The organism is Pseudanabaena sp. PCC 6802 (assembly GCF_000332175.1).
Taxonomy (GTDB): domain Bacteria; phylum Cyanobacteriota; class Cyanobacteriia; order Pseudanabaenales; family Pseudanabaenaceae; genus PCC-6802.
Genome location: NZ_KB235914.1, coordinates 3,121,398 through 3,138,774 on the forward strand (window position 1 = coordinate 3,121,398; position 17,377 = coordinate 3,138,774).

The following is a 17,377-nucleotide window of genomic DNA, read 5'->3' on the forward strand; positions in this document are numbered from 1 at the left end:
TTTTTAGTTAATTGTTACATATACGTAACATTAGCTCAGCAGACATTATATTAGGTGCGATCGCTGGCTGAGTTGGCGATTTATCGCAAAATAGACCATTTGATGCATCTTTGAGGCAAAAGATAATGTTAACTTTCATTAACGATGTCATCTTCTAACTCACAGACGGGTACTTATATGTTTGTGGGGGAAAGCTAACGCCTTAGCTACGCGCGCTCAAACCCTAAGTAAAGTTAGTAAAGCTATTGTCTAATCAGTGGAACTTAAATGAGAACAATTACTCGCCTGCTTGAAGATAAAGCTAAAACGATTGAAAAGTCTTACCTTACCAACGGAGACTTGTCACAAATAGAAATATATGCTGGTAGCTTTAATACCAGGTTAACAACCTATAAGCTGTTACGCGATACTGCGGAAGAATTTCTAGATAAATCAATGGATAAAATTGCCAAAGAGTATCCCGCCTTGTATCAGCGCCAAGCAGCTAGGTGTAGATATGACATGACTGAGACCTTACGCTACATGGCTATATCTATTTTACGCAATGATGAGGATTTCTTTCGCGATCAACTGATTGACTGGTTAACCAACATCCTCAATAGCTACTCCGTAGCAGCTGACTGCTCGACTGTTTATCAAAATCTCCAGAAGCTGATCGATAAGAAGTTCCCATCTGAATGTGCAACCCTAGCCAAGCCCTACACGGATATGATTGTAGCGATGCTGGCTAGAAGTTAGGGAATTACGTGAAAATAAGATACCCACAATAGCGTTACGGCGATCGCCTGATGCATCCCACGGTGGGGACATTATTTAACCGCGTTTCCCTTAGTAGCTTTTACTTCTATGCTATCCGAGTTACTCCAAAGAAATCATCACTATTTAAGGAACCTACAACCATGAACGATACTCGAATCATTACCCTAGAGCGCAATTCTACCCTAGAAGAACGGCAAATTGCCCTGCGACGAATCTACGCTCAGGTATTAGAGAGACAGCCCTATGAGTCCGAGCGTAAGATGCTGGCTAGCCAGGAGAAAGATTTTCTCAGTGGTAAGCTGGGAATCCGCCATTTCCTACAAGCACTAGGTAATTCGAGTCTCTATCTCAATCAATTTCTCTATAATAGTTCCAATCTAAAGTTCGTAGAAGGTTGTTTTAAGCACTTCCTCGGGCGCACTCCTAAGGATAGGTATGAAGTTGAGATGTATATGGACATTCTCATGAAGCAGGGTACATCCAAAGTAATTAGCGAGATGACTGGCTCGGAGGAATATCGTAAAACTTTTGGTCTGTTTACCGTACCACACCCTCGCTTTATGAAGCTCTCAACCTATATGTACGAGCTAGGTTTAGCCCACAAGTCAGAACCTGTAGCGGAAAATTCAATCATGCCTGAAGCGGACTACTTGATGACGCTTGAAGCTGAAGCCGAAGAACTGGTTAAGGCATTGCAAAATGAGGAAAATGCTCGCAGAGCAGTCAAGAATATGCCTCCTGGCCAACGCGCGCAAATGCGCTATGCGGCTAAGACTGGTCGTTAGTAGCGCGATCGCAAGCCTTATTTCTCGGCTTTGAGGCGATCGCGTACTGACCGTAGCACCCCATTAATAAACCGATAGCCATCTTCGACACTGTAGCGCTTAGCCAGTTCTACTGCCTCGTTGATGGCTATTTGGTGTGGCGTTCCCAAAAAGACCATATCTGCTACCGCAATGCGCAGAATCTGGCGGTCGATTTCTGCTAGCCTCTTGAGTTGCCAATCGATCAAAGCATTGTTGAGGATGGCATCGATCTGCGCTCTTTCTTCATGTACTTTGTGTAAAATCTCTACGGTATAGGCGCGGATTTCAGTCTGGCGCGACACTTCAAATAGCTGCGGGAAATCCAGCGCGATACCCACGCGGTTAATCGCTGTTTGGGTGAGAGTAATCGACTCGTTCACAAATTCTCTGGAAGCGTCAATGTCGGCGGCACGGGTGTGGCTGTTGAGCAGTTTTTCCTGTCCGCGTTGCAGTTCGGCACTGGCAGTAGCTAGCATTTCTTTGACCTCTTCGGTAAGCGATCGCACCGCTGCGATTACCATGTCATCGATTGTTTTTTTGTCGAGATTTTGACGCTGGGTGGGGAGTTGACTGATAGTGAGGAGGGCGAGTTCGCGGGCGATACTTCGGACTTGCATAGGTTCCAAGGATGGTAGAGAACGATCGAGTGTTAAAATCGAGTGTTAAAACAGATCGGGAGCTAAAATAACTCGATCATCCTATCAGTTTTTGTATGAGTCAGACTTTTACTGCTAAGTTACACCATCAAGGTCAGGTCTACGAGATCTCCGTACCTGAAAACCAGTCAGTTCTAGAGGCAGCCCACGAGCAAGGCGTGGAACTACCCTGTTCGTGTTATGCGGGCGTTTGTACTAGCTGCGCCGCTCAGTTAACCAGCGGCGAAGTCGATCAAAGCCAGGGCATGGGCGTGGGCGGTATGGGCGAAGAACTCGATGCTAAGGGTTACGTGTTGTTGTGCGTTTCCTACCCTAAATCCGATCTGGAAATCGTGACGGAAAAAGAGCAAGAGGTTTATGAAGTTCGGTTTGGGCGATCGGCATAATCCTTTATCCTCCAACGTGTATAGACGGGCGGTTTTCCGGGTTCTTCTCTGCTCTGCGCAGTACTTCACGGGTTATGACTGCTGTATCCCCTTCGCCAAATAAGAGGAACCGCAACAAATACTGCACGGGATTGCCTTCTGCCCAGCCGAAGTAGGCATGTGGTATGTTACCTGTTCGATCGCGGATTTCCAGCAGGATGGCGGCGATCGCATTGGGTACGGCGGCACTACGAGCTCGTAGAATGGGATAGTTACCAATTTGTACGCCTTCTACCTGTATTGTTTCGACAAATTCGGAGGCGTCAGATATCTTAACTTCCAAAAACATGACTGGATCGCTCCCAGGAATGTGGTTATCGGAACGCATTTCAGTTTCTTTGAAGAGATATTCCTCAAGAGTACCTGTTCGAGGACGATGCGCAATTATGCGGACGGCATGATGACTTGCTGCTGTAATGAAGTCGCGAGCTGTATCGTCTAGTTGAACCTGCTCTGCCCGAATCTCAGTCGATCGCCAGACCCGCGAAATTAGCGAAGTGAGTACGATTGCACCGATGAAGAAAGCCGCAATTTTGACACCGTCCGGTCTCTCAAAAATATTGAGAACGGTAGTGTATAGAAACACTAATGTAATCAGGCTAAAAACTATCGTGCCGCGACGCGATCGCCGATAATAAGCAGCCAAAGTAACCGCAAATGCCGCAGAACTCATCAATACCAACACGCCCGTGGCATAGGCTCCACCCTGGGCATCGACATTAGCATTAAATAGAATCGTGACTGCAAAAGCGATCGCTGTATAGACCAGGACGAGAGGGCGCGAGTAACGCGCCCAGTTGGGAGCCATGCCGTAGCGGGGCAGATAGCGTGGGACGATATTGAGCAGCCCTGCCATTGCAGATGCACCAGCAAACCAGAGAATGCAAATCGTACTGAGATCGTAAAGCGTACCAACGAAATTCCCCAAGTATTTGTGAGCTAAATAGGCAAGGGCGCGACCGCTAGCAGCACCACCGGGTTGGAATTCGGAGAGAGGAATCAGCAACGTGGTCACCAGACTGCTTGACAACAGGAAGACGCTCATGATCGCAGCCGCCAGAGTCAGGAGTTTATACGTGTTGAGTACCCGACCGCGAGGATGTGCCTCTGTATCGTTGGGATTGCCCTTGACCAGAGGCATGACCGCCACCCCAGTCTCAAAACCAGATAGTCCCAACGCTAATTTTGGGAACAGGAAAGCAGCAGCACCCAACATAGCTAGAGGATTACTATGCTCGGCAAATAAGAGTCGCTGCCAATCGTTAATAACCGACGGGTTTTGCCAGACATGCTGAATACCAGCACAAATAACAATAAAGTTTAACAACAAGTAGGCTGCAACTAGAAAAACAGCAATCCCGATCGCTTCGCGGAAACCCTTGAGAAATACTGCTCCTAGTAAACCAATGAGAAAAAGCGTGATGCTGACGGACTGACCGTCTAGGAATGCTGGTGCCAGAGGATTCTCGACGATGTGAGCCGTGGCATCAGCTGCTGAAAGGGTAATGGTGATAATAAAATCAGTTGCTAAGAAACCCAGCAGACAAAGCACGAATAACTTGCCCTGCCACCAGGAGAGGAGGCGTTCGAGCATGGCAATCGACCCCTCTCCATGGGGACTTATAGTGGCAACCTGTCGATAGATGGGTAAGGCTCCTAAGAGAGTAAGCAATACCAAAATTAAAGTTGCGATGGGAGAGAGAGCACCTGCGGCTAAAGCTGCAATTCCAGGCTGGTAACCCAGTGTCGAGAAGTAATCAACACCTGTCAGACACATAACCTGCCACCAGGCATGTTTTGGGTGATGTCCACCTGCCTCGGCTCGATCCTTACTTAGCAACCAGAACACGACCCGCTTGCGGTATTTTTTGGCTCGAATACGCCCAGCCATTCAGTGCTGCTCCGACTTCGGAAATAATATGCCATCTTAAATCTTAAAGCAGCTTGCGACACCTAGTAGTCTGTCAACTTTTAGATGATGGGTAGCCCGAAGTTGAGAAGTTAGCTGAGTGTGTTTTTTGAGGTTTTTCAACCCATCAAAAAATCCTTGACAGAACACTAGACTGGTTGACTGACAAAAGTCATAAATACCCATGAATTCGTTAATGGGCGCTGGCGAATAAATTCGAGCCTGCAAGAACAAAGTCTGCCTCCGCAGACTACATGCACCAAGGGTTCTGACAATCCGCACAAGTGGATTTCGCTCTTGTAGCTGCGGTTACTTTGCGAGAAGCCGATTCGCGTCTACAACCGCCAAGCAAAAAGTTTTGTCAGTCAACCAGGGTCATCGCTACATCTACAAAATCTGGAAAGGCTTCGATGTATAATTCAGTCACAATTTGCTAACAGCTATGCTGCAAAAGATCGGGTACGAGACTGACCTAAATCTGTGGTTAGAAGAAACGAGCGCTCAACTGAAACGGGGCGATCTGCAAAACATTGACATCGAGCATTTGGTGGATGAGTTAGAGGGATTAGCAGGTAGGGATAAGCGCGAACTAAAAAGCAGGTTAATTGTGCTTTACAGATCTGCCTATGGCTATATCTAAGCTAGATCTGGAAAGGCTTCTGCTACAGCAGGATGCATTATTCGACCGTTCTTGATATTTAATCCCTTGGCAAGGGCGGGGTCTTCCAGGGCATCTAAGCCGCGATCACTAAGCATTTTCACATACGGCAAGGTCGAATTTACCAGCGCTTGCGTTGCCGTCCACGGTACTGCTCCGGGCATATTGGGTACGCCGTAGTGCAGTACTCCCGCCATTTCGTAGACGGGTTGGCTGTGGGAGGTGGGACGCATGGTTTCGATGCAGCCACCTTGATCGACGGCAACATCAACGATGACGGAATGCGATCGCATATTACTAACCAGATCCTTAGAAACCAAGACGGGAGCGCGTTTACCCGTTACCAGCACTGCTCCAACCACCAGATCGGCATCCTTCACGGTTTCGGTAATATTGCTGGGCGTGCTATACAGTAACTCTACTCGCGAGCCAAAAATAATTTCCAACTCGCTTAAACGAGTCAAATTCACGTCCAGAATCTGTACCCTTGCGCCCAAACCTACAGCCATACGAGCTGCTTCCGTACCCACTACACCACCGCCAAGTACGACAACGCGACCGGGGCGCACGCCAGGAATGCCGCCCAGTAGCACGCCGCTACCACCTTGTTGCTTGGTGAGGAAATGCGCGCCAAATTGTACAGACAAACGTCCGGCAATAATACTCATGGGTGTGAGCAGTGGTAACTGTCCGTTCGCTAACTGCACGGTTTCGTAGGCAATGCAGGTGGCACCCGATCGCATTAATGCCGCCGTTAGATCGTGGCTGGCGGCGAGATGCAAATAGGTAAATAGTACGAGTCGATCGTGCAGCAGTTCGTATTCCGAGGGCAAAGGTTCCTTGACCTTAACCACCATATCCTGAGCGTAAACTTCTTGGGCGCTACTGGCGATCGCCGCACCCACTGCTTCGTAATCGCGATCGGAAAATCCGGCACCCATACCCGCACCAGTCTCTACCTTCACCGCATGGGAACGTTCGACTAGAGTAGCGATCGCCGCAGGGGTTAAACCGACGCGAAACTCACGATCTTTAATCTCTTTAGGCACGCCGATTTTCATAATTTTTAGCTCGCAGGTATAAGACTTTCTGGCTATCAGCGGTCAGCGATCGGCTTTGTGATTTTTGAGCCTTGGTAGCACTTTATAAAATCCCGATCGCTATTTGCTGATTTATGATTTATCTAATATCTTCAGTCTTATCTGTCTCTATTTTGACACATCGAAATATCTACTCGAAAAAGCTAGCAGTGGCATAGAAGTAATAATGAAAGTGGGGTTGTAGGGACTGCGCCCCTACTGGGTGGCAATCCCCCAAACCCCCAACCTTTAAATATCCTTACTTACTTATTCACCTTACGTAGAAGATACTGAAACACTCACCCCACCGCGCAGCTAGCGAGGCGAAGCCTCGTGCTGCCCCTCTCCCTCAGGGCTAAGGTGTACGCACAAGTTATCTGTGACATCGTTGTAACATCAGTTACTTAGGAATACCCCAAAGCTGGCCGCTGCAAGCTATTTGCTCATTCGTTAAATGTCTCTTTCAAAACTGTACGAGCGGCAAGTTGACTGCGGGTGGAGGAGAGAATTTCAGCTTCGCGACGCAGTCTGGCGGCGGTATCCTGGGTTTCCAGCAAAGCTTGCTGTTCGCCACTGGCACCGTGAAAATTGCTAGCAATCCAGTACGATAATTCAATCGGACTGCGAGGAATTTGGGGTAGCTCGATTTCCTGCTCGGTTAGTTTTTGCGACAGTCGTACCACATCATCGAGCAGTTCGCGCACTTCAGTTGCTAACAAATAGGGACTGTCATCGCCAGGATTGTCGTCGATAAACTCTACTAACCCAACGCGGTAAGGAGTTTCGCGGGTGTATTCTAGAACGCGAAACCGCTGCTGCCCGACGGTGAGAATCTTGAAGCGATCGTCAGGAAGGCGATGATATTGCAGGATTTTAGCCGAACAGCCGACATTCATGGGTCGATTGCGCTCTGAGTCCCACATAAGCACGCCAAAAGTGCGATCTTCCTCAAGCACTGTATTGATCATCATGCGATAGCGAAACTCAAAAATATGTAGTGGTAGAGACTGGTTGGGAAAAAGTACTACCTCAGGCAGTGGAAATAGGGGTAGTTCGCGCACGGATGGGGATGAAGTCATTGCTCAACGTCGTAAGTTAAGAAGGGTAAAGCTTGCTTTATCCTAGCCTAGCATTCCTAGCCTCTGCTTGGTGATTAGCCTTCGCGACTGCGGATGCGCTGCCAATATTTTGATTCCTCGATCGCCGGGCGCATCTGCTCGTAAAGCTCGCGTACGTTCAGGGGTAAACGTTCTAGATGCAACTCTGGCGTGCTGCGATCTTGGGTACGCAGGATTATGTTACCCGTACCCATTAACCGCTGTCCAAACGGCTTTTCCAAATCGATGTCATCGATCAGATAAAGCTCTAGCGTGTTGGTTTGGCGCGATAGTAAACCCGTCTCGACCAGGATGCGTTGCGACGTGATCAGGTAATGGGTGGTATTGGTAGTAATCCAAAAATAAAGCCACCCTATCCCCAGGGTAACGATCGCGATCGCTAGCCTTGGTACGCTACCAATTACAGCGGGACGACCTTCGTAAAATACGATCTCTGCCTTTCTAGGGGTGTCGCTATACATCAGACTTTTCCGCTATCCTTTCACTGTAGCTCAGGCACCGATCGCCAGATTTCACAAGCCTGATTCTAGCATCACGCCACATACCCTTACGCGCCAGCACTCAAAACCTGTTCAGCCGTCAACTGCAAGCCTGGGAAGCTTGGAGAGACGATGGTTTGACTGCCCCGAACCTGCTGAATCTCATACTCTCCATTTACTAGAGTACAGATAGAGAGGGTGGGTTGTTTGGGCTTGCCAATGTGTCGAGTACCACCATTACCTGCGTAATCTGCAATCCAATATTCGGGGATGCCCAAAGCCGCGTAGTCTTCGACCTTACGGGCATAGTCATTTTGCCAGTTACTACTAACAACTTCCGCCACAAATTTAATCGAACTACCCAGCATCAGAATCGACTGGGCAGACCAGAGTGGTTCCTTGACAAGTTCGTTGCGATCGACAACGGCAACGTCAGGCCGAAATGCTGTCATGCCAGCGTTAGAAGGGCGCAATATCCCCCGTTGCAGGACAAACCAGGACAAACCCATGCGATCGATCGCGACACAGACCTTTGCGGTAATGAAGGCTGCGACTTCTTCATGCGGACCTGTTGGTTCCAAGTCGAACACCTCTCCATCAATCAGTTCATAGCGGTTATCGCCGCCATAGCGGGCGAGAAACTCATCAAAGCTAAGTGGCGTTTGTTGTAGCGATCGATCGGTTGCAATGGTCATAGGTCAGTCACCTCGCATTTTTTGCGCCCAGACTCGCGTTGGCATTCCCCATACATAGATGAAACCTTCGGCGGCTTTATGGTCGAATCGATCGGCTGAGGTGTAGGTGGCGAGATCCTCATCGTAAAGGCTATAGGCGGATTTCCTGCCCACAATTGTGGCATTACCCTTAAAGAACTTGACGCGCACCACGCCGGAAACTCGTTCCTGACTGCTTTGAATAAAAGCATCCAGCGCTGTTTTCAGCGGACTGTACCACAAGCCGTTATAGATCATTTTGGCGTAGGTATCTTCGATACCGCGCTTGTATTGCGCCAGATCCGAAGTGAGCGTGAGGCTTTCCAGGTCGCGATGGGCTTGAATTAATACCACCATCGCCGGTGCTTCGTAGATTTCCCGCGACTTAATCCCCACGAGGCGGTTTTCCATCATGTCAATGCGCCCCACACCGTGACCGCCCGCGATCGCGTTTAGCTCCGCAATCATTTCCACTGGCGATCGCGCGTTGCCATCTAGCGCCACGGGTACGCCGCGCTCGAAGGTAATTTCCGTATAGGTTGGCTCGTCGGGCGTATCGGCGATCGCTTTCGTGAGCAGGTAAATTTCTTCGGGCGGTTCGCTCCAGGCATCTTCGAGAATGCCTGCTTCGATGCTGCGTCCCAGGAGGTTGCGATCGATACTGTAGGGGGAGGATTTTTTGACAGGGGAAGGAATGCCAAACTTTTCGCCGTAGGCAATAGTTTCCTCGCGACTCATGCCCCATTCTCTAGCGGGGGCTAATACTTTGAGGTTGGGATTTAAAGCAGCGATCGAAACATCGAAGCGAACTTGATCGTTGCCTTTGCCCGTGCAGCCGTGGGCGACGGCATCGGCACCATATTCTGCTGCGGCTTCCACCAGAATTTTGGCAATTAAGGGACGCGCTAAAGCAGTAGAGAGGGGATAGCGATTTTCGTAGAGCGTATTGGCCTGGATAGCAGGAAAAGCGTAGTCGCGCACGAACTCGGCAGTGACATCTCTAACTAGAGAAACCTCGGCACCGGATGACAGCGCCTTGAGTCGAATCGGTTCGAGTTCATCTCCCTGACCGAGATCGGCAGCCAGGGTAATTACTTCCTTGACCCCCCATTCCTGCTTGAGGTAGGGAATACAGACGGACGTGTCTACCCCACCAGAATAAGCCAGTACAACTTTATTTGCTCTACCCATGAATCTCTCCTCAGTTGGTTGTTTATAGCTATTAGCTGTTAGCTTTCAGCGCTCGGCTTGTTTGAAGCCATAGGTAGGGCGGGCATTGCCCACCACATGTAATATCAGGTGCGATCGCTAACTCACAAGCTGGTATATCAGTGCAATATCAGTTTTGTGTTGCTGTTGACTGTTCGCTATTAGCAGTCATACCAAATCTTTTTCATTTACCCCCTTTATAGCTATAGCCAACAGGCTTAGGACGGGGTGCAGGGGTGGAACCCCTGCGTGGGGGCGCAGCCCCCACACCCCCTGTCCTAACAGATCTGTATATGGCTATACTTGAAGTCTGCGCAGACAGACTTTGCTCGTGTAGCCGCGACTTTCAGTCACCAGGCAATGCAGGGATAATTGGTGCGAATGAGGTATCAGTCGATCGCAAAAAAGTAGCCCGGGTACTACGCCTATTTCAAGCATCCCGTAGTGCTGCTGTCTTCCGACCCTGACACAGTTTGGGCGTTGAAATCGCATAGATCCAGGCCATATATAGACTAGCACTACCTGGCATTGTGCTGCCAAAAATGTTTGGAGTTAAACAAACGAGAAGACATCGCCGATTTTTAATCTGGTACCGTTAGCAAAGTCCCAGCCCGTTTGCGATCGCTTCCCTGCAGGTTGTACTTCTTTCACTAACAGCGTTCCTGCACCAGTCTGTACGAGGAAACCGATATTTTTGCGCAACTCGATTACTGTACCAACTGGAGGCTCTGCGGTCTTAGTAAGAGTATCTGATACTTCTGAAGCAGTAATCTTAACGCGCAGATCGCCGTAGTTGGTGTGACAGTTGGGGTAAAAGCCACGAATGCGATCGCGTAGTTCCACCGCCGACTTCCTCCAGTCTAATTGCAGATCGGACTTAGAAATGACTGGCACGTAGGTGGAGGTACTGTCGTCTTGCGCTTCGGGGACAATTGTGTCCAGTTGTCTGAGCGTTTGAATCAATAGATCCGCGCCCAGGACGGCCAGTTTCTGAGATAGGGTTTCGGCATTATCGTCTGGGGCGATTGGCAAACTCTCTTTCAGCAACATTGCTCCTGTATCGATCCCCGCATCCATCTGCATGGTAGTAATACCAGCGACTGTCTCACCCAGGGCGATCGCCCACTGAATGGGTGCGGCACCGCGATATTTAGGTAGCAGGGAGCCATGCACGTTAATACAACCGAGTTTGGGCAGATCGAGAATTGCCTGCGACAAAATTTGACCGTAGGCGACAACGACAAATACATCGGCATTTGCCTCTGCGATCTCTTTGAGGGTGGCGGCATCTTTTTTCAGGCGTTCGGGTTGCCAGATTTTGAGATTGGGGTACTGCAAAGCCAATGCTTTAACAGGGGAAGGAGTGGTTTGGTTGCCGCGTCCTCGCCGTGTATCGGGCTGCGTAACTGCGCCAATTACTTCAAAATCTGGCTCTGTTAGCAATTTTGACAAGGTTGGTACGGCAAACTCCGGTGTACCAAAGAAAATGACGCGCATAAATCTCTTACAGACTAGAATGATTCCACCGCTTGGCTAATAAACGTGCTTTCAAACCAGATTCAATCGTTTCCAGTACCCTGGTCATACCTGTAGTATTGATAATTTCAGGCGTTTTGCCAACCCGCTTGCAGGTTTCGATCGCCCTTTCAGTTAAAGAATGACTGGCATAGCCCGTCACGATCATAATCAGGTCGGCGCTGGCGATGTGGCTTTCCCCCTGCGCTGCTAGTTGCAGGCCGCCCTGTTCCGTACACCAGATTAAATTAACTTCGGAATCTCGCAGGCGATTTTTGACAGCGGTTTCCAGGCGATCGTGACCGCCAAACACTACTACCTTACCGCGCAGGTCGGTGTAGAGGTTGGGTCTTTTTTCAGATTTACGGTGGCGGGTGGCTGGCTGTACGTCGGGGGCGCGATCGACGCGGGAACGATTCTCTAGCGCTTTGTTGTAAATAAAGTTAATGGTTTGCTCGTGACTGCCACGCAGTTTGGCGACGGGGCCTTCTTCGCTGTACGAGTTAATTTGATCGATCAATGCTTCGACAACTTCTTCGAGCGCGCCTACGGCTTTGAGATCGGCTATGTAACCGCGAATCGCGATCGACGCATCCGTCGCGCTGAAAAAATCATGCTGGGCTTCGATCATTTCCAAGAGATCTGCTTTTAGTTCGTGCCGCCATTGTGTAGTTTGTACTGCTATTCGCTCGTCTAATAATCTTTCTTCTTGTAAGATAAGCTGCCGATCTGCTACCTGTGCCGCTAAGATCGGAGCTTCGGCTATTTCTTTCCTAATATCTTCTGCTTTTTGCTGTAGCAGTTCTCTGGTAGTACCATTATTCACTCCTTCTAGTTCATATTCTTGCAACATCAGCTCTATTTTTTCGAGCAAGGGCTTGAGCCTGCTCTCGATTTGGTTGACAGCTTCCTGCACCTGGCGATCGCGCTGTTGTTGCAGTCGTTTTTGCTCTAGCTCTGCCTTCGCAGACAATAACAAGTGGCTAACCGAGTCTTCTAGTTCATCTAGCTCGAAAATATCCATAACGCTTACTTCGTAACTTGGGGTTGGCAAATATACACCAATTTACGGTAGCAGAAATAGCGATCGTCATTGTTCGTGTGGCGGACTATTTTATTGACTTGCCTTATTATGTGGAAGAGGCTGAAAGTCCTCAAACCCCAGTGCAGCTAGCAAAACTAAAGCGCCGCACTCCTGAGTTATGAGGGGTATATACGGTATTCTTCCATCGTTATTGCAAAATCTCATTTCTGAGCCGTAGCATACAGAACATCTACTTCCAATGCATATCTCAATCCGGCTCCTTACACACCCATTTCCATAGGGGGTGCTGGGAACCTGCCTGCTGAATTTCTGCCACCTGTCTGGCCAGCGATCGATATTCGCTGCGACGGATACCCCAGAGGATATGCCAGCTTTGCCAAATTAAAGTCGAGAGAGTCATCGCCACGCACAAGCCCAATCCTAAAAAGACCAGGCGGTTGTATTGCAGGCTAACCCGGACGGCTGACCAGGTAAAAAATTCTATCCAGAGTGCAATATCATCGCGCAACCACCAGAGGCAAAAACTGCCCAAGGTGAGCCACAAAAATAGGACAAACGTCCATCGCATTCGCGTTTGCACCTCAATCAGCTTGCTAATCTGCCGATCCATTACCTTTTCCTCATCCAGTATCATGACATCTGCTACTTTGGAAGAAATGTAAAATTACTGTGCATCTGCTTCCAGGAGGGCTTTATCGGTGGGCTTGTTACGCCGATTGCGCCACCAGGCAAGTAGAATGCTGGCATTAAAAATGCTGGAATAGGCACCGGAAGCAAATCCAATAATTAGCGCCAGGGCAAAATACTTGAGCGTCGCACCGCCAAATAGAAAGATTGCGACTAGCGATAATAGAGCCGTCAAAGTCGTGTTGATCGATCGCGCTAGAGTCTGATTGACGGATATATTGACTAGCTCGTTAAAGCTGTATTTATCGCCAATTAGTTTGAGATTCTCGCGGATGCGATCGTAAATTACCACCGTATCGTTGACCGAGAACCCGATAATGGTTAGCATGGCCACGATGAATAAGCTATCAACTTCCACACCTATAGTTAGCCCCAGAATGGCAAATACACCAACCGTGACCAGAACGTCGTGGAGTAAAGCCACGATCGCAAAGAAGGCATAGTCTGGCTGAAATCGCACCGCCAAATAAATGGCAATGCCTGCAAATGATAGGAGTAATGCCAACAGACCGTTGTTCAGTAATTCTTTCCCTACGGCGGGGCCGACTTTAGTAGTTTGCGATCGCTTGGGATCGATTTTGCCGTACTGACTCAGAGCTTTTTCAAGAGACGCTCGTAACTGTGCGCTTTTCAGTTCGTCCAGGGCACCTGTTTGCACGGACACGCCCCTGCCCTTTTGTCCCTCCTGGTCTGCCAACTGAATTACGCTATCGGCAAAGCCTTGCTCGGTCATGACGCGGCGTACAACTGATATGTCAATGGGCGGGCCGCAGTTCCCCTGGCTTTCGCACACTAATCCCACTGTGAGGCGGTTGCCACCAGTAAAATCAATTGCTGGTTTTAAGGGCAAGCCCGTTTGTTGCCAAGAAAATAGCATGGCGGCAAGACCCACCAGGATTGCTAAGGTTGATGCCCAGAGATAAATATGTCGGTATTTAATGACATCCAGCTTCATGGCGTGACTCCCTTCGTTTCATCATTCTTATCTGCCTTATCTGCCTTGTCTGCGATTTCTCTAGACTTATCCTGAAGCTGTGCGGTGGATTTGCCAAAAGCCTTCACGCCGTACAATTCTGGTTTGCGGAAATCGGGATTGCTGATTACCGCCAGTAGAAGAGCGCGGCTGCAGGTAATTGCAGTGAACATGCTCACTGCCACGCCAACTGCTAAGGTAACCGCAAAACCCTTGACCAGACCTGAACCCAACCAGAATAGGGCAGCACAAGAGATGAGGGTTGTGATGTTGCTATCCAAAATACTTGCCCAAGCACGGTTAAATCCTGCTTCTACAGACTTGTAGAGCGTTCTACCCGCTAGTAATTCCTCGCGCGTGCGCTCGAAAATCAGCACGTTGGCATCGACCGCAATCCCAATACTGAGAATATAGCCAGCGATGCCTGGTAGAGTGAGGGTTACGCCTAATAGACTGAACAGGGCGAAAGTGATAATCGAGTACACGATCAAGGCAATGTCTGCCACCATGCCTGGAACGCGGTAATAGGCGACCATAAACACCAACACCAGAAGCAACCCGCCTACACCAGCATAGATACTGCTCTGCACGCTATCAGCACCCAGCGTAGCTCCCACTGTATAGTTTTCCACAATCTTGACTGGTACGGGTAAGGCTCCTGCTCGCAGTTGCAGTGCTAAGGTAGTTGCCTCTTGAATGGTGGTTCTCATTTCGATCCTGCCGCCACCACCGGTAATGCCTTTGCCTTGAAATTCCACTGGGACGATTGGAGAACTAATCAGTTTATCATCCAGGAATATACCAATGCTGCGACCTGTACCGCCAAGTTCCCCAGTCATTTTGGCAAATAACTCGCCACCGCGCTCGTCAAATGCCAGGCTGACATCCCAACTAGATTGAGTTTGATCTGTGGGTGTAGCGAATGCATCCTTGAGGCGTTCCCCTGTCAGCCCTGTGGAAGCAAATAAGTTCTCAATGTTTTCTCTATTCTTTTTGACTTCAGCAGCGATTTTGGCGATCGCTTCTTCTCTCTTTTGGAAATCCTCATCGAATTTAGTTAGTGCTTCTTTATCTCCAGCTTGTTCCAACTCCGCTCTTTTCTTCGCGATCGCATCTCGATCGAGCGAGCCAAGTACCGACTGTTGAATTTGGAGATTCTGACTTTCCTGTCGCCTGACTAGAAATTCACCCTCAGTTCCTGGTTTTTGCTGGCGGAATTCTAGCTGCGCCGTTGTGCCAATCACCTTTTCTGCCTGAGCCGTGTCATTAACTCCCGGTAGTTGCACTAGCAAGCGATCGTCACCGCTAATCTGCACCGATGCCTCTGATACCCCTAAACCGTTAATGCGTTGTTCGACTACAAACTTAGCAGCTTCCAGGTTTTTGGGCGTAATCTGGTTAATGCCCCGCTTGGGGTTAGGTTCTGCCTGTAGGGTAATCAGCGCCCCCCCGCGCAGGTCTAAGCCCAAACGGGGCGGGTGGGTGGCAATCCAGTAGACAGAGGCAAGTACGAGTGCCAGAATTATGGTGAGCAGTCGGCTTTGTTTACCCATATGCGGTTATTGTTTCCATCCTGGTTAGTTGAGGCAGTTAGTCAGAGCATAGAGTTTTTGGGACAACTGCCATCATAACGCACACCGTCTCCCTGGTATTTGGTTCTGTTAAATCCCCGCATGACCCATGGCAATGCCCGCTACCAGCATACCGATGACCAGAAAAGGCTGGGCGCTAGCTTGGTATTTCACGTCATTTTTGAGCGGGTCGCGCAGGAAGTACATATCCTGAAATGTAATTTGGGGAATCACTAGCAGTAAGAGCAGGCTGGCAAGTAGCTGTTCGCCAACAAACACCAGATAAACGGCAATACCGATTTGGAAAACATCAATCATTGTGGCGGAAATTAAGGCGGCTGTTTCAACGCCAAACATCACGGGCAGCGATTTTAACCCAAGAGCGCGATCGCCTTCAACACTCTTAAAGTCATTCACCACCGCAATCCCCAGACCTGCCAAACTATAAAACAGCGTCAGTGCTACTACTGTCCAGTTCAATTCGCCAAACAAGGCGTGTCCCGCCCACCAGGGTAGGGCGATGTAGCTAGCCCCGAGGGCATAGTTACCCAACCAACCATTTTGCTTGAGCTTCAGAGGCGGCGCAGAATAAATAAAGGAAACGAAAGAGCCGCCGATCGCCAGAGCGGTCATAATCGGAAAATCGTGCCCGGCCCACAGATCCAGCCCAAATGCGACAGCCAGACCCGCCAATAACAAAATCCAGATTTGGGAGATCGCTTGCTGGAGAGGGATAGCACCTGAGGGAATGGGGCGATAGGGTTCGTTAATGGCATCGATCTCGCGATCGTAAAAGTCGTTCATGGTTTGGGTATAGCCAGCTAGCAACGGCCCCGACATCAGCATACAAGCAGCGGCGATCGCCACATTTTCCAACGTCCAGGTGTAGTTACCAGATGAAGCCGCCCCGCACACTACCCCCCAGATCAGCGGAATCCAGGTAATTGGCTTCATGAGTTGCAGGCGGATTTTCCAGATGGAAGTTTCTTGCACGTCGGCACCTTTCATACCAAGCATTTGTCGGGTACGGGCGCTATTACTCATTTCAGTTGTTTCAGGAGCGATTTCAGGTGATGGGGCTGACATTGGTTTGCTTATTTTGTCTAGATTACAAGTGGTAAACTCACGTACCTTTATACTCTTTAATACTCTAGTATGCCAGGATGCCTAATGTCCTGCCTTCTTACTCCCTGCTAGCGAGATATGCCAGACAATCCTTCCAGTCTTGATGCCGTGTTAGTCGCCCTGGAAACTGAACCACTGAGCGCAGCCCTGCTCGAGCTAAATACGTTTGCTGAGGCTAGCGGGCAGGTGGAGTTATGCCAGTGGGCGATCGCTGAATTACATGGCTATTCAGGTAACGAAACCTATCCCAGTTACCGCAACTTATCTTTGCAATATTTCGATGGGGGAGGACAAGCTATTCCAAGTCTGAGCGAGCAATATGGTAGTTGGCCCGTATTAAATGGCGTGCAGCAGTTAGAGTTGCAGATCAAGCACGGATTGACCATCAAGCCACCCCCCGAAGTACTCGATTTTCTCTCTCAAGCCTGCGATCGCCAGGTATTTGGCGGACACGTAAATCCCGAAACCCTACAACAACTACTTGCTGCAATCCGCACAGAAGCAATAAATAGATTGGGAGTTATAAGTCGTTAGCAACTCATTGCATTTTCGCGTCTGCCTAACCCTCCGTTTTGCCTATAGTTCGGCAACGCTGCTCCTAAAATTATTGCTATATTTGCTGGTGGAGCCACATGAGAATCGCTAAATCT

At 49.3% G+C, this 17,377-nt stretch carries 19 protein-coding genes and 1 other RNA gene; 6 read left to right on the plus strand and 14 right to left on the minus strand.

The genetic code is table 11. The features are described from left to right. Positions 1-267 precede the first annotated feature (267 nt). Positions 268-738 (plus strand): globin family protein, encoded by a 471-nt coding sequence (locus PSE6802_RS0120180; protein ID WP_019501856.1) that lies wholly within the window; start codon positions 268-270, stop codon positions 736-738. A 161-nt stretch (positions 739-899) separates the two neighbouring features. Then, positions 900-1,544, plus strand: coding sequence for a phycobilisome rod-core linker polypeptide (locus PSE6802_RS31370; protein WP_019501857.1), 645 nt, complete (start codon positions 900-902; stop codon positions 1,542-1,544). A gap of 17 nt (positions 1,545-1,561) precedes the next feature. Here the strand turns inward: PSE6802_RS31370 and nusB are convergent, their stop codons facing one another. Continuing rightward, complete coding sequence (gene nusB, locus PSE6802_RS0120190; protein ID WP_019501858.1) at positions 1,562-2,182, minus strand: transcription antitermination factor NusB; 621 nt, start codon at positions 2,180-2,182, stop codon at positions 1,562-1,564. A gap of 95 nt (positions 2,183-2,277) precedes the next feature. On the opposite strand from nusB, the gene PSE6802_RS0120195 reads away from it, so the two are divergent. Continuing rightward, a complete protein-coding gene (locus PSE6802_RS0120195) occupies positions 2,278-2,607 on the plus strand; it encodes a 2Fe-2S iron-sulfur cluster-binding protein (RefSeq protein ID WP_019501859.1) in 330 nt (109 codons plus the stop codon). 4 nt (positions 2,608-2,611) lie between these two features. On the opposite strand, the gene PSE6802_RS0120200 is transcribed toward PSE6802_RS0120195, so the two are convergent. Beyond that, positions 2,612-4,537, minus strand: a complete 1,926-nt coding sequence (locus PSE6802_RS0120200; RefSeq protein WP_019501860.1) for an APC family permease — start codon at positions 4,535-4,537, stop codon at positions 2,612-2,614. Positions 4,538-4,997: 460 nt separating this feature from the next. Here PSE6802_RS0120200 and PSE6802_RS29810 point away from each other — a divergent pair, with 460 nt between their 5' ends. Beyond that, a complete protein-coding gene (locus tag PSE6802_RS29810; RefSeq protein ID WP_019501861.1) occupies positions 4,998-5,195 on the plus strand; it encodes a DUF29 family protein in 198 nt (65 codons plus the stop codon). On the opposite strand, the gene ald is transcribed toward PSE6802_RS29810, so the two are convergent. The 8 genes from ald to PSE6802_RS0120240 all read right to left on the minus strand — a co-directional run bounded on the left by ald (position 5,192) and on the right by PSE6802_RS0120240 (position 12,350). Beyond that, positions 5,192-6,274, minus strand: a complete 1,083-nt coding sequence (gene ald, locus PSE6802_RS0120210) for an alanine dehydrogenase (RefSeq protein ID WP_019501862.1) — start codon at positions 6,272-6,274, stop codon at positions 5,192-5,194. The genes PSE6802_RS29810 and ald overlap by 4 nt on opposite strands. A gap of 461 nt (positions 6,275-6,735) precedes the next feature. Further along, complete coding sequence (locus PSE6802_RS0120215; RefSeq protein WP_019501863.1) at positions 6,736-7,371, minus strand: LON peptidase substrate-binding domain-containing protein; 636 nt, start codon at positions 7,369-7,371, stop codon at positions 6,736-6,738. Positions 7,372-7,445: 74 nt separating this feature from the next. After that, positions 7,446-7,871 carry a PH domain-containing protein gene (locus PSE6802_RS0120220; protein ID WP_019501864.1) on the minus strand — a complete coding sequence of 142 codons (426 nt, stop codon included), beginning with the start codon at positions 7,869-7,871 and terminating at the stop codon, positions 7,446-7,448. A gap of 86 nt (positions 7,872-7,957) precedes the next feature. Next, positions 7,958-8,584: a Uma2 family endonuclease gene (locus PSE6802_RS0120225; RefSeq protein ID WP_019501865.1), complete on the minus strand. Its 627-nt coding sequence runs from the start codon at positions 8,582-8,584 to the stop codon at positions 7,958-7,960. A 3-nt stretch (positions 8,585-8,587) separates the two neighbouring features. Next, entirely contained in the window at positions 8,588-9,793 is a 1,206-nt protein-coding gene (locus PSE6802_RS0120230) for an argininosuccinate synthase (RefSeq protein ID WP_019501866.1), read from the minus strand. Positions 9,794-10,217: 424 nt separating this feature from the next. Continuing rightward, an RNA gene (gene ffs / locus PSE6802_RS32175) (signal recognition particle sRNA small type) lies at positions 10,218-10,314 on the minus strand. Between the two features lie 49 nt (positions 10,315-10,363). After that, positions 10,364-11,308, minus strand: coding sequence for a methionyl-tRNA formyltransferase (gene fmt / locus PSE6802_RS0120235; protein ID WP_019501867.1), 945 nt, complete (start codon positions 11,306-11,308; stop codon positions 10,364-10,366). Positions 11,309-11,315: 7 nt separating this feature from the next. Further along, complete coding sequence (locus PSE6802_RS0120240; RefSeq protein WP_019501868.1) at positions 11,316-12,350, minus strand: DUF2325 domain-containing protein; 1,035 nt, start codon at positions 12,348-12,350, stop codon at positions 11,316-11,318. A gap of 23 nt (positions 12,351-12,373) precedes the next feature. On the opposite strand from PSE6802_RS0120240, the gene PSE6802_RS33720 reads away from it, so the two are divergent. Further along, entirely contained in the window at positions 12,374-12,532 is a 159-nt protein-coding gene (locus PSE6802_RS33720) for a hypothetical protein (RefSeq protein ID WP_156815605.1), read from the plus strand. A gap of 86 nt (positions 12,533-12,618) precedes the next feature. On the opposite strand, the gene PSE6802_RS0120245 is transcribed toward PSE6802_RS33720, so the two are convergent. The 4 genes from PSE6802_RS0120245 to chlG form a co-directional block, all read right to left on the minus strand. Next, complete coding sequence (locus PSE6802_RS0120245) at positions 12,619-13,005, minus strand: hypothetical protein (RefSeq protein WP_019501869.1); 387 nt, start codon at positions 13,003-13,005, stop codon at positions 12,619-12,621. Between the two features lie 30 nt (positions 13,006-13,035). Continuing rightward, positions 13,036-14,013: a protein translocase subunit SecF gene (gene secF, locus PSE6802_RS0120250; RefSeq protein ID WP_019501870.1), complete on the minus strand. Its 978-nt coding sequence runs from the start codon at positions 14,011-14,013 to the stop codon at positions 13,036-13,038. Beyond that, entirely contained in the window at positions 14,010-15,584 is a 1,575-nt protein-coding gene (gene secD / locus PSE6802_RS0120255; RefSeq protein ID WP_019501871.1) for a protein translocase subunit SecD, read from the minus strand. Before secD ends, secF begins: the two co-directional genes overlap by 4 nt. Before the next feature lie 108 nt (positions 15,585-15,692). Further along, positions 15,693-16,688, minus strand: coding sequence for a chlorophyll synthase ChlG (chlG, locus tag PSE6802_RS0120260; protein WP_019501872.1), 996 nt, complete (start codon positions 16,686-16,688; stop codon positions 15,693-15,695). Positions 16,689-16,805: 117 nt separating this feature from the next. On the opposite strand from chlG, the gene PSE6802_RS0120265 reads away from it, so the two are divergent. Continuing rightward, the gene (locus PSE6802_RS0120265) at positions 16,806-17,261 is read left to right on the plus strand and encodes an AbiTii domain-containing protein (RefSeq protein ID WP_019501873.1); all 456 of its coding nucleotides are present in this window, start codon (positions 16,806-16,808) and stop codon (positions 17,259-17,261) included. The last annotated feature ends 116 nt before the right edge of the window (positions 17,262-17,377 follow it).

Bases quoted from the DNA above. Each gene is read 5' to 3' on its own strand.
- secF (WP_019501870.1), bottom strand. From the start codon at position 14,013: ATGAAGCTGGATGTCATTAAATACCGACATATTTATCTCTGGGCATCA.
- PSE6802_RS0120200 (WP_019501860.1), bottom strand. From the start codon at position 4,537: ATGGCTGGGCGTATTCGAGCCAAAAAATACCGCAAGCGGGTCGTGTTC.
- PSE6802_RS0120220 (WP_019501864.1), bottom strand. From the start codon at position 7,871: ATGTATAGCGACACCCCTAGAAAGGCAGAGATCGTATTTTACGAAGGT.
- fmt (WP_019501867.1), bottom strand. From the start codon at position 11,308: ATGCGCGTCATTTTCTTTGGTACACCGGAGTTTGCCGTACCAACCTTG.
- PSE6802_RS31370 (WP_019501857.1), top strand. From the start codon at position 900: ATGAACGATACTCGAATCATTACCCTAGAGCGCAATTCTACCCTAGAA.
- chlG (WP_019501872.1), bottom strand. From the start codon at position 16,688: ATGTCAGCCCCATCACCTGAAATCGCTCCTGAAACAACTGAAATGAGT.
- PSE6802_RS0120230 (WP_019501866.1), bottom strand. From the start codon at position 9,793: ATGGGTAGAGCAAATAAAGTTGTACTGGCTTATTCTGGTGGGGTAGAC.
- nusB (WP_019501858.1), bottom strand. From the start codon at position 2,182: ATGCAAGTCCGAAGTATCGCCCGCGAACTCGCCCTCCTCACTATCAGT.
- ald (WP_019501862.1), bottom strand. From the start codon at position 6,274: ATGAAAATCGGCGTGCCTAAAGAGATTAAAGATCGTGAGTTTCGCGTC.
- PSE6802_RS0120225 (WP_019501865.1), bottom strand. From the start codon at position 8,584: ATGACCATTGCAACCGATCGATCGCTACAACAAACGCCACTTAGCTTT.
- PSE6802_RS0120240 (WP_019501868.1), bottom strand. From the start codon at position 12,350: ATGGATATTTTCGAGCTAGATGAACTAGAAGACTCGGTTAGCCACTTG.
- PSE6802_RS0120215 (WP_019501863.1), bottom strand. From the start codon at position 7,371: ATGACTTCATCCCCATCCGTGCGCGAACTACCCCTATTTCCACTGCCT.
- PSE6802_RS0120265 (WP_019501873.1), top strand. From the start codon at position 16,806: ATGCCAGACAATCCTTCCAGTCTTGATGCCGTGTTAGTCGCCCTGGAA.
- PSE6802_RS0120195 (WP_019501859.1), top strand. From the start codon at position 2,278: ATGAGTCAGACTTTTACTGCTAAGTTACACCATCAAGGTCAGGTCTAC.
- PSE6802_RS29810 (WP_019501861.1), top strand. From the start codon at position 4,998: ATGCTGCAAAAGATCGGGTACGAGACTGACCTAAATCTGTGGTTAGAA.
- PSE6802_RS0120180 (WP_019501856.1), top strand. From the start codon at position 268: ATGAGAACAATTACTCGCCTGCTTGAAGATAAAGCTAAAACGATTGAA.
- PSE6802_RS0120245 (WP_019501869.1), bottom strand. From the start codon at position 13,005: ATGATACTGGATGAGGAAAAGGTAATGGATCGGCAGATTAGCAAGCTG.
- secD (WP_019501871.1), bottom strand. From the start codon at position 15,584: ATGGGTAAACAAAGCCGACTGCTCACCATAATTCTGGCACTCGTACTT.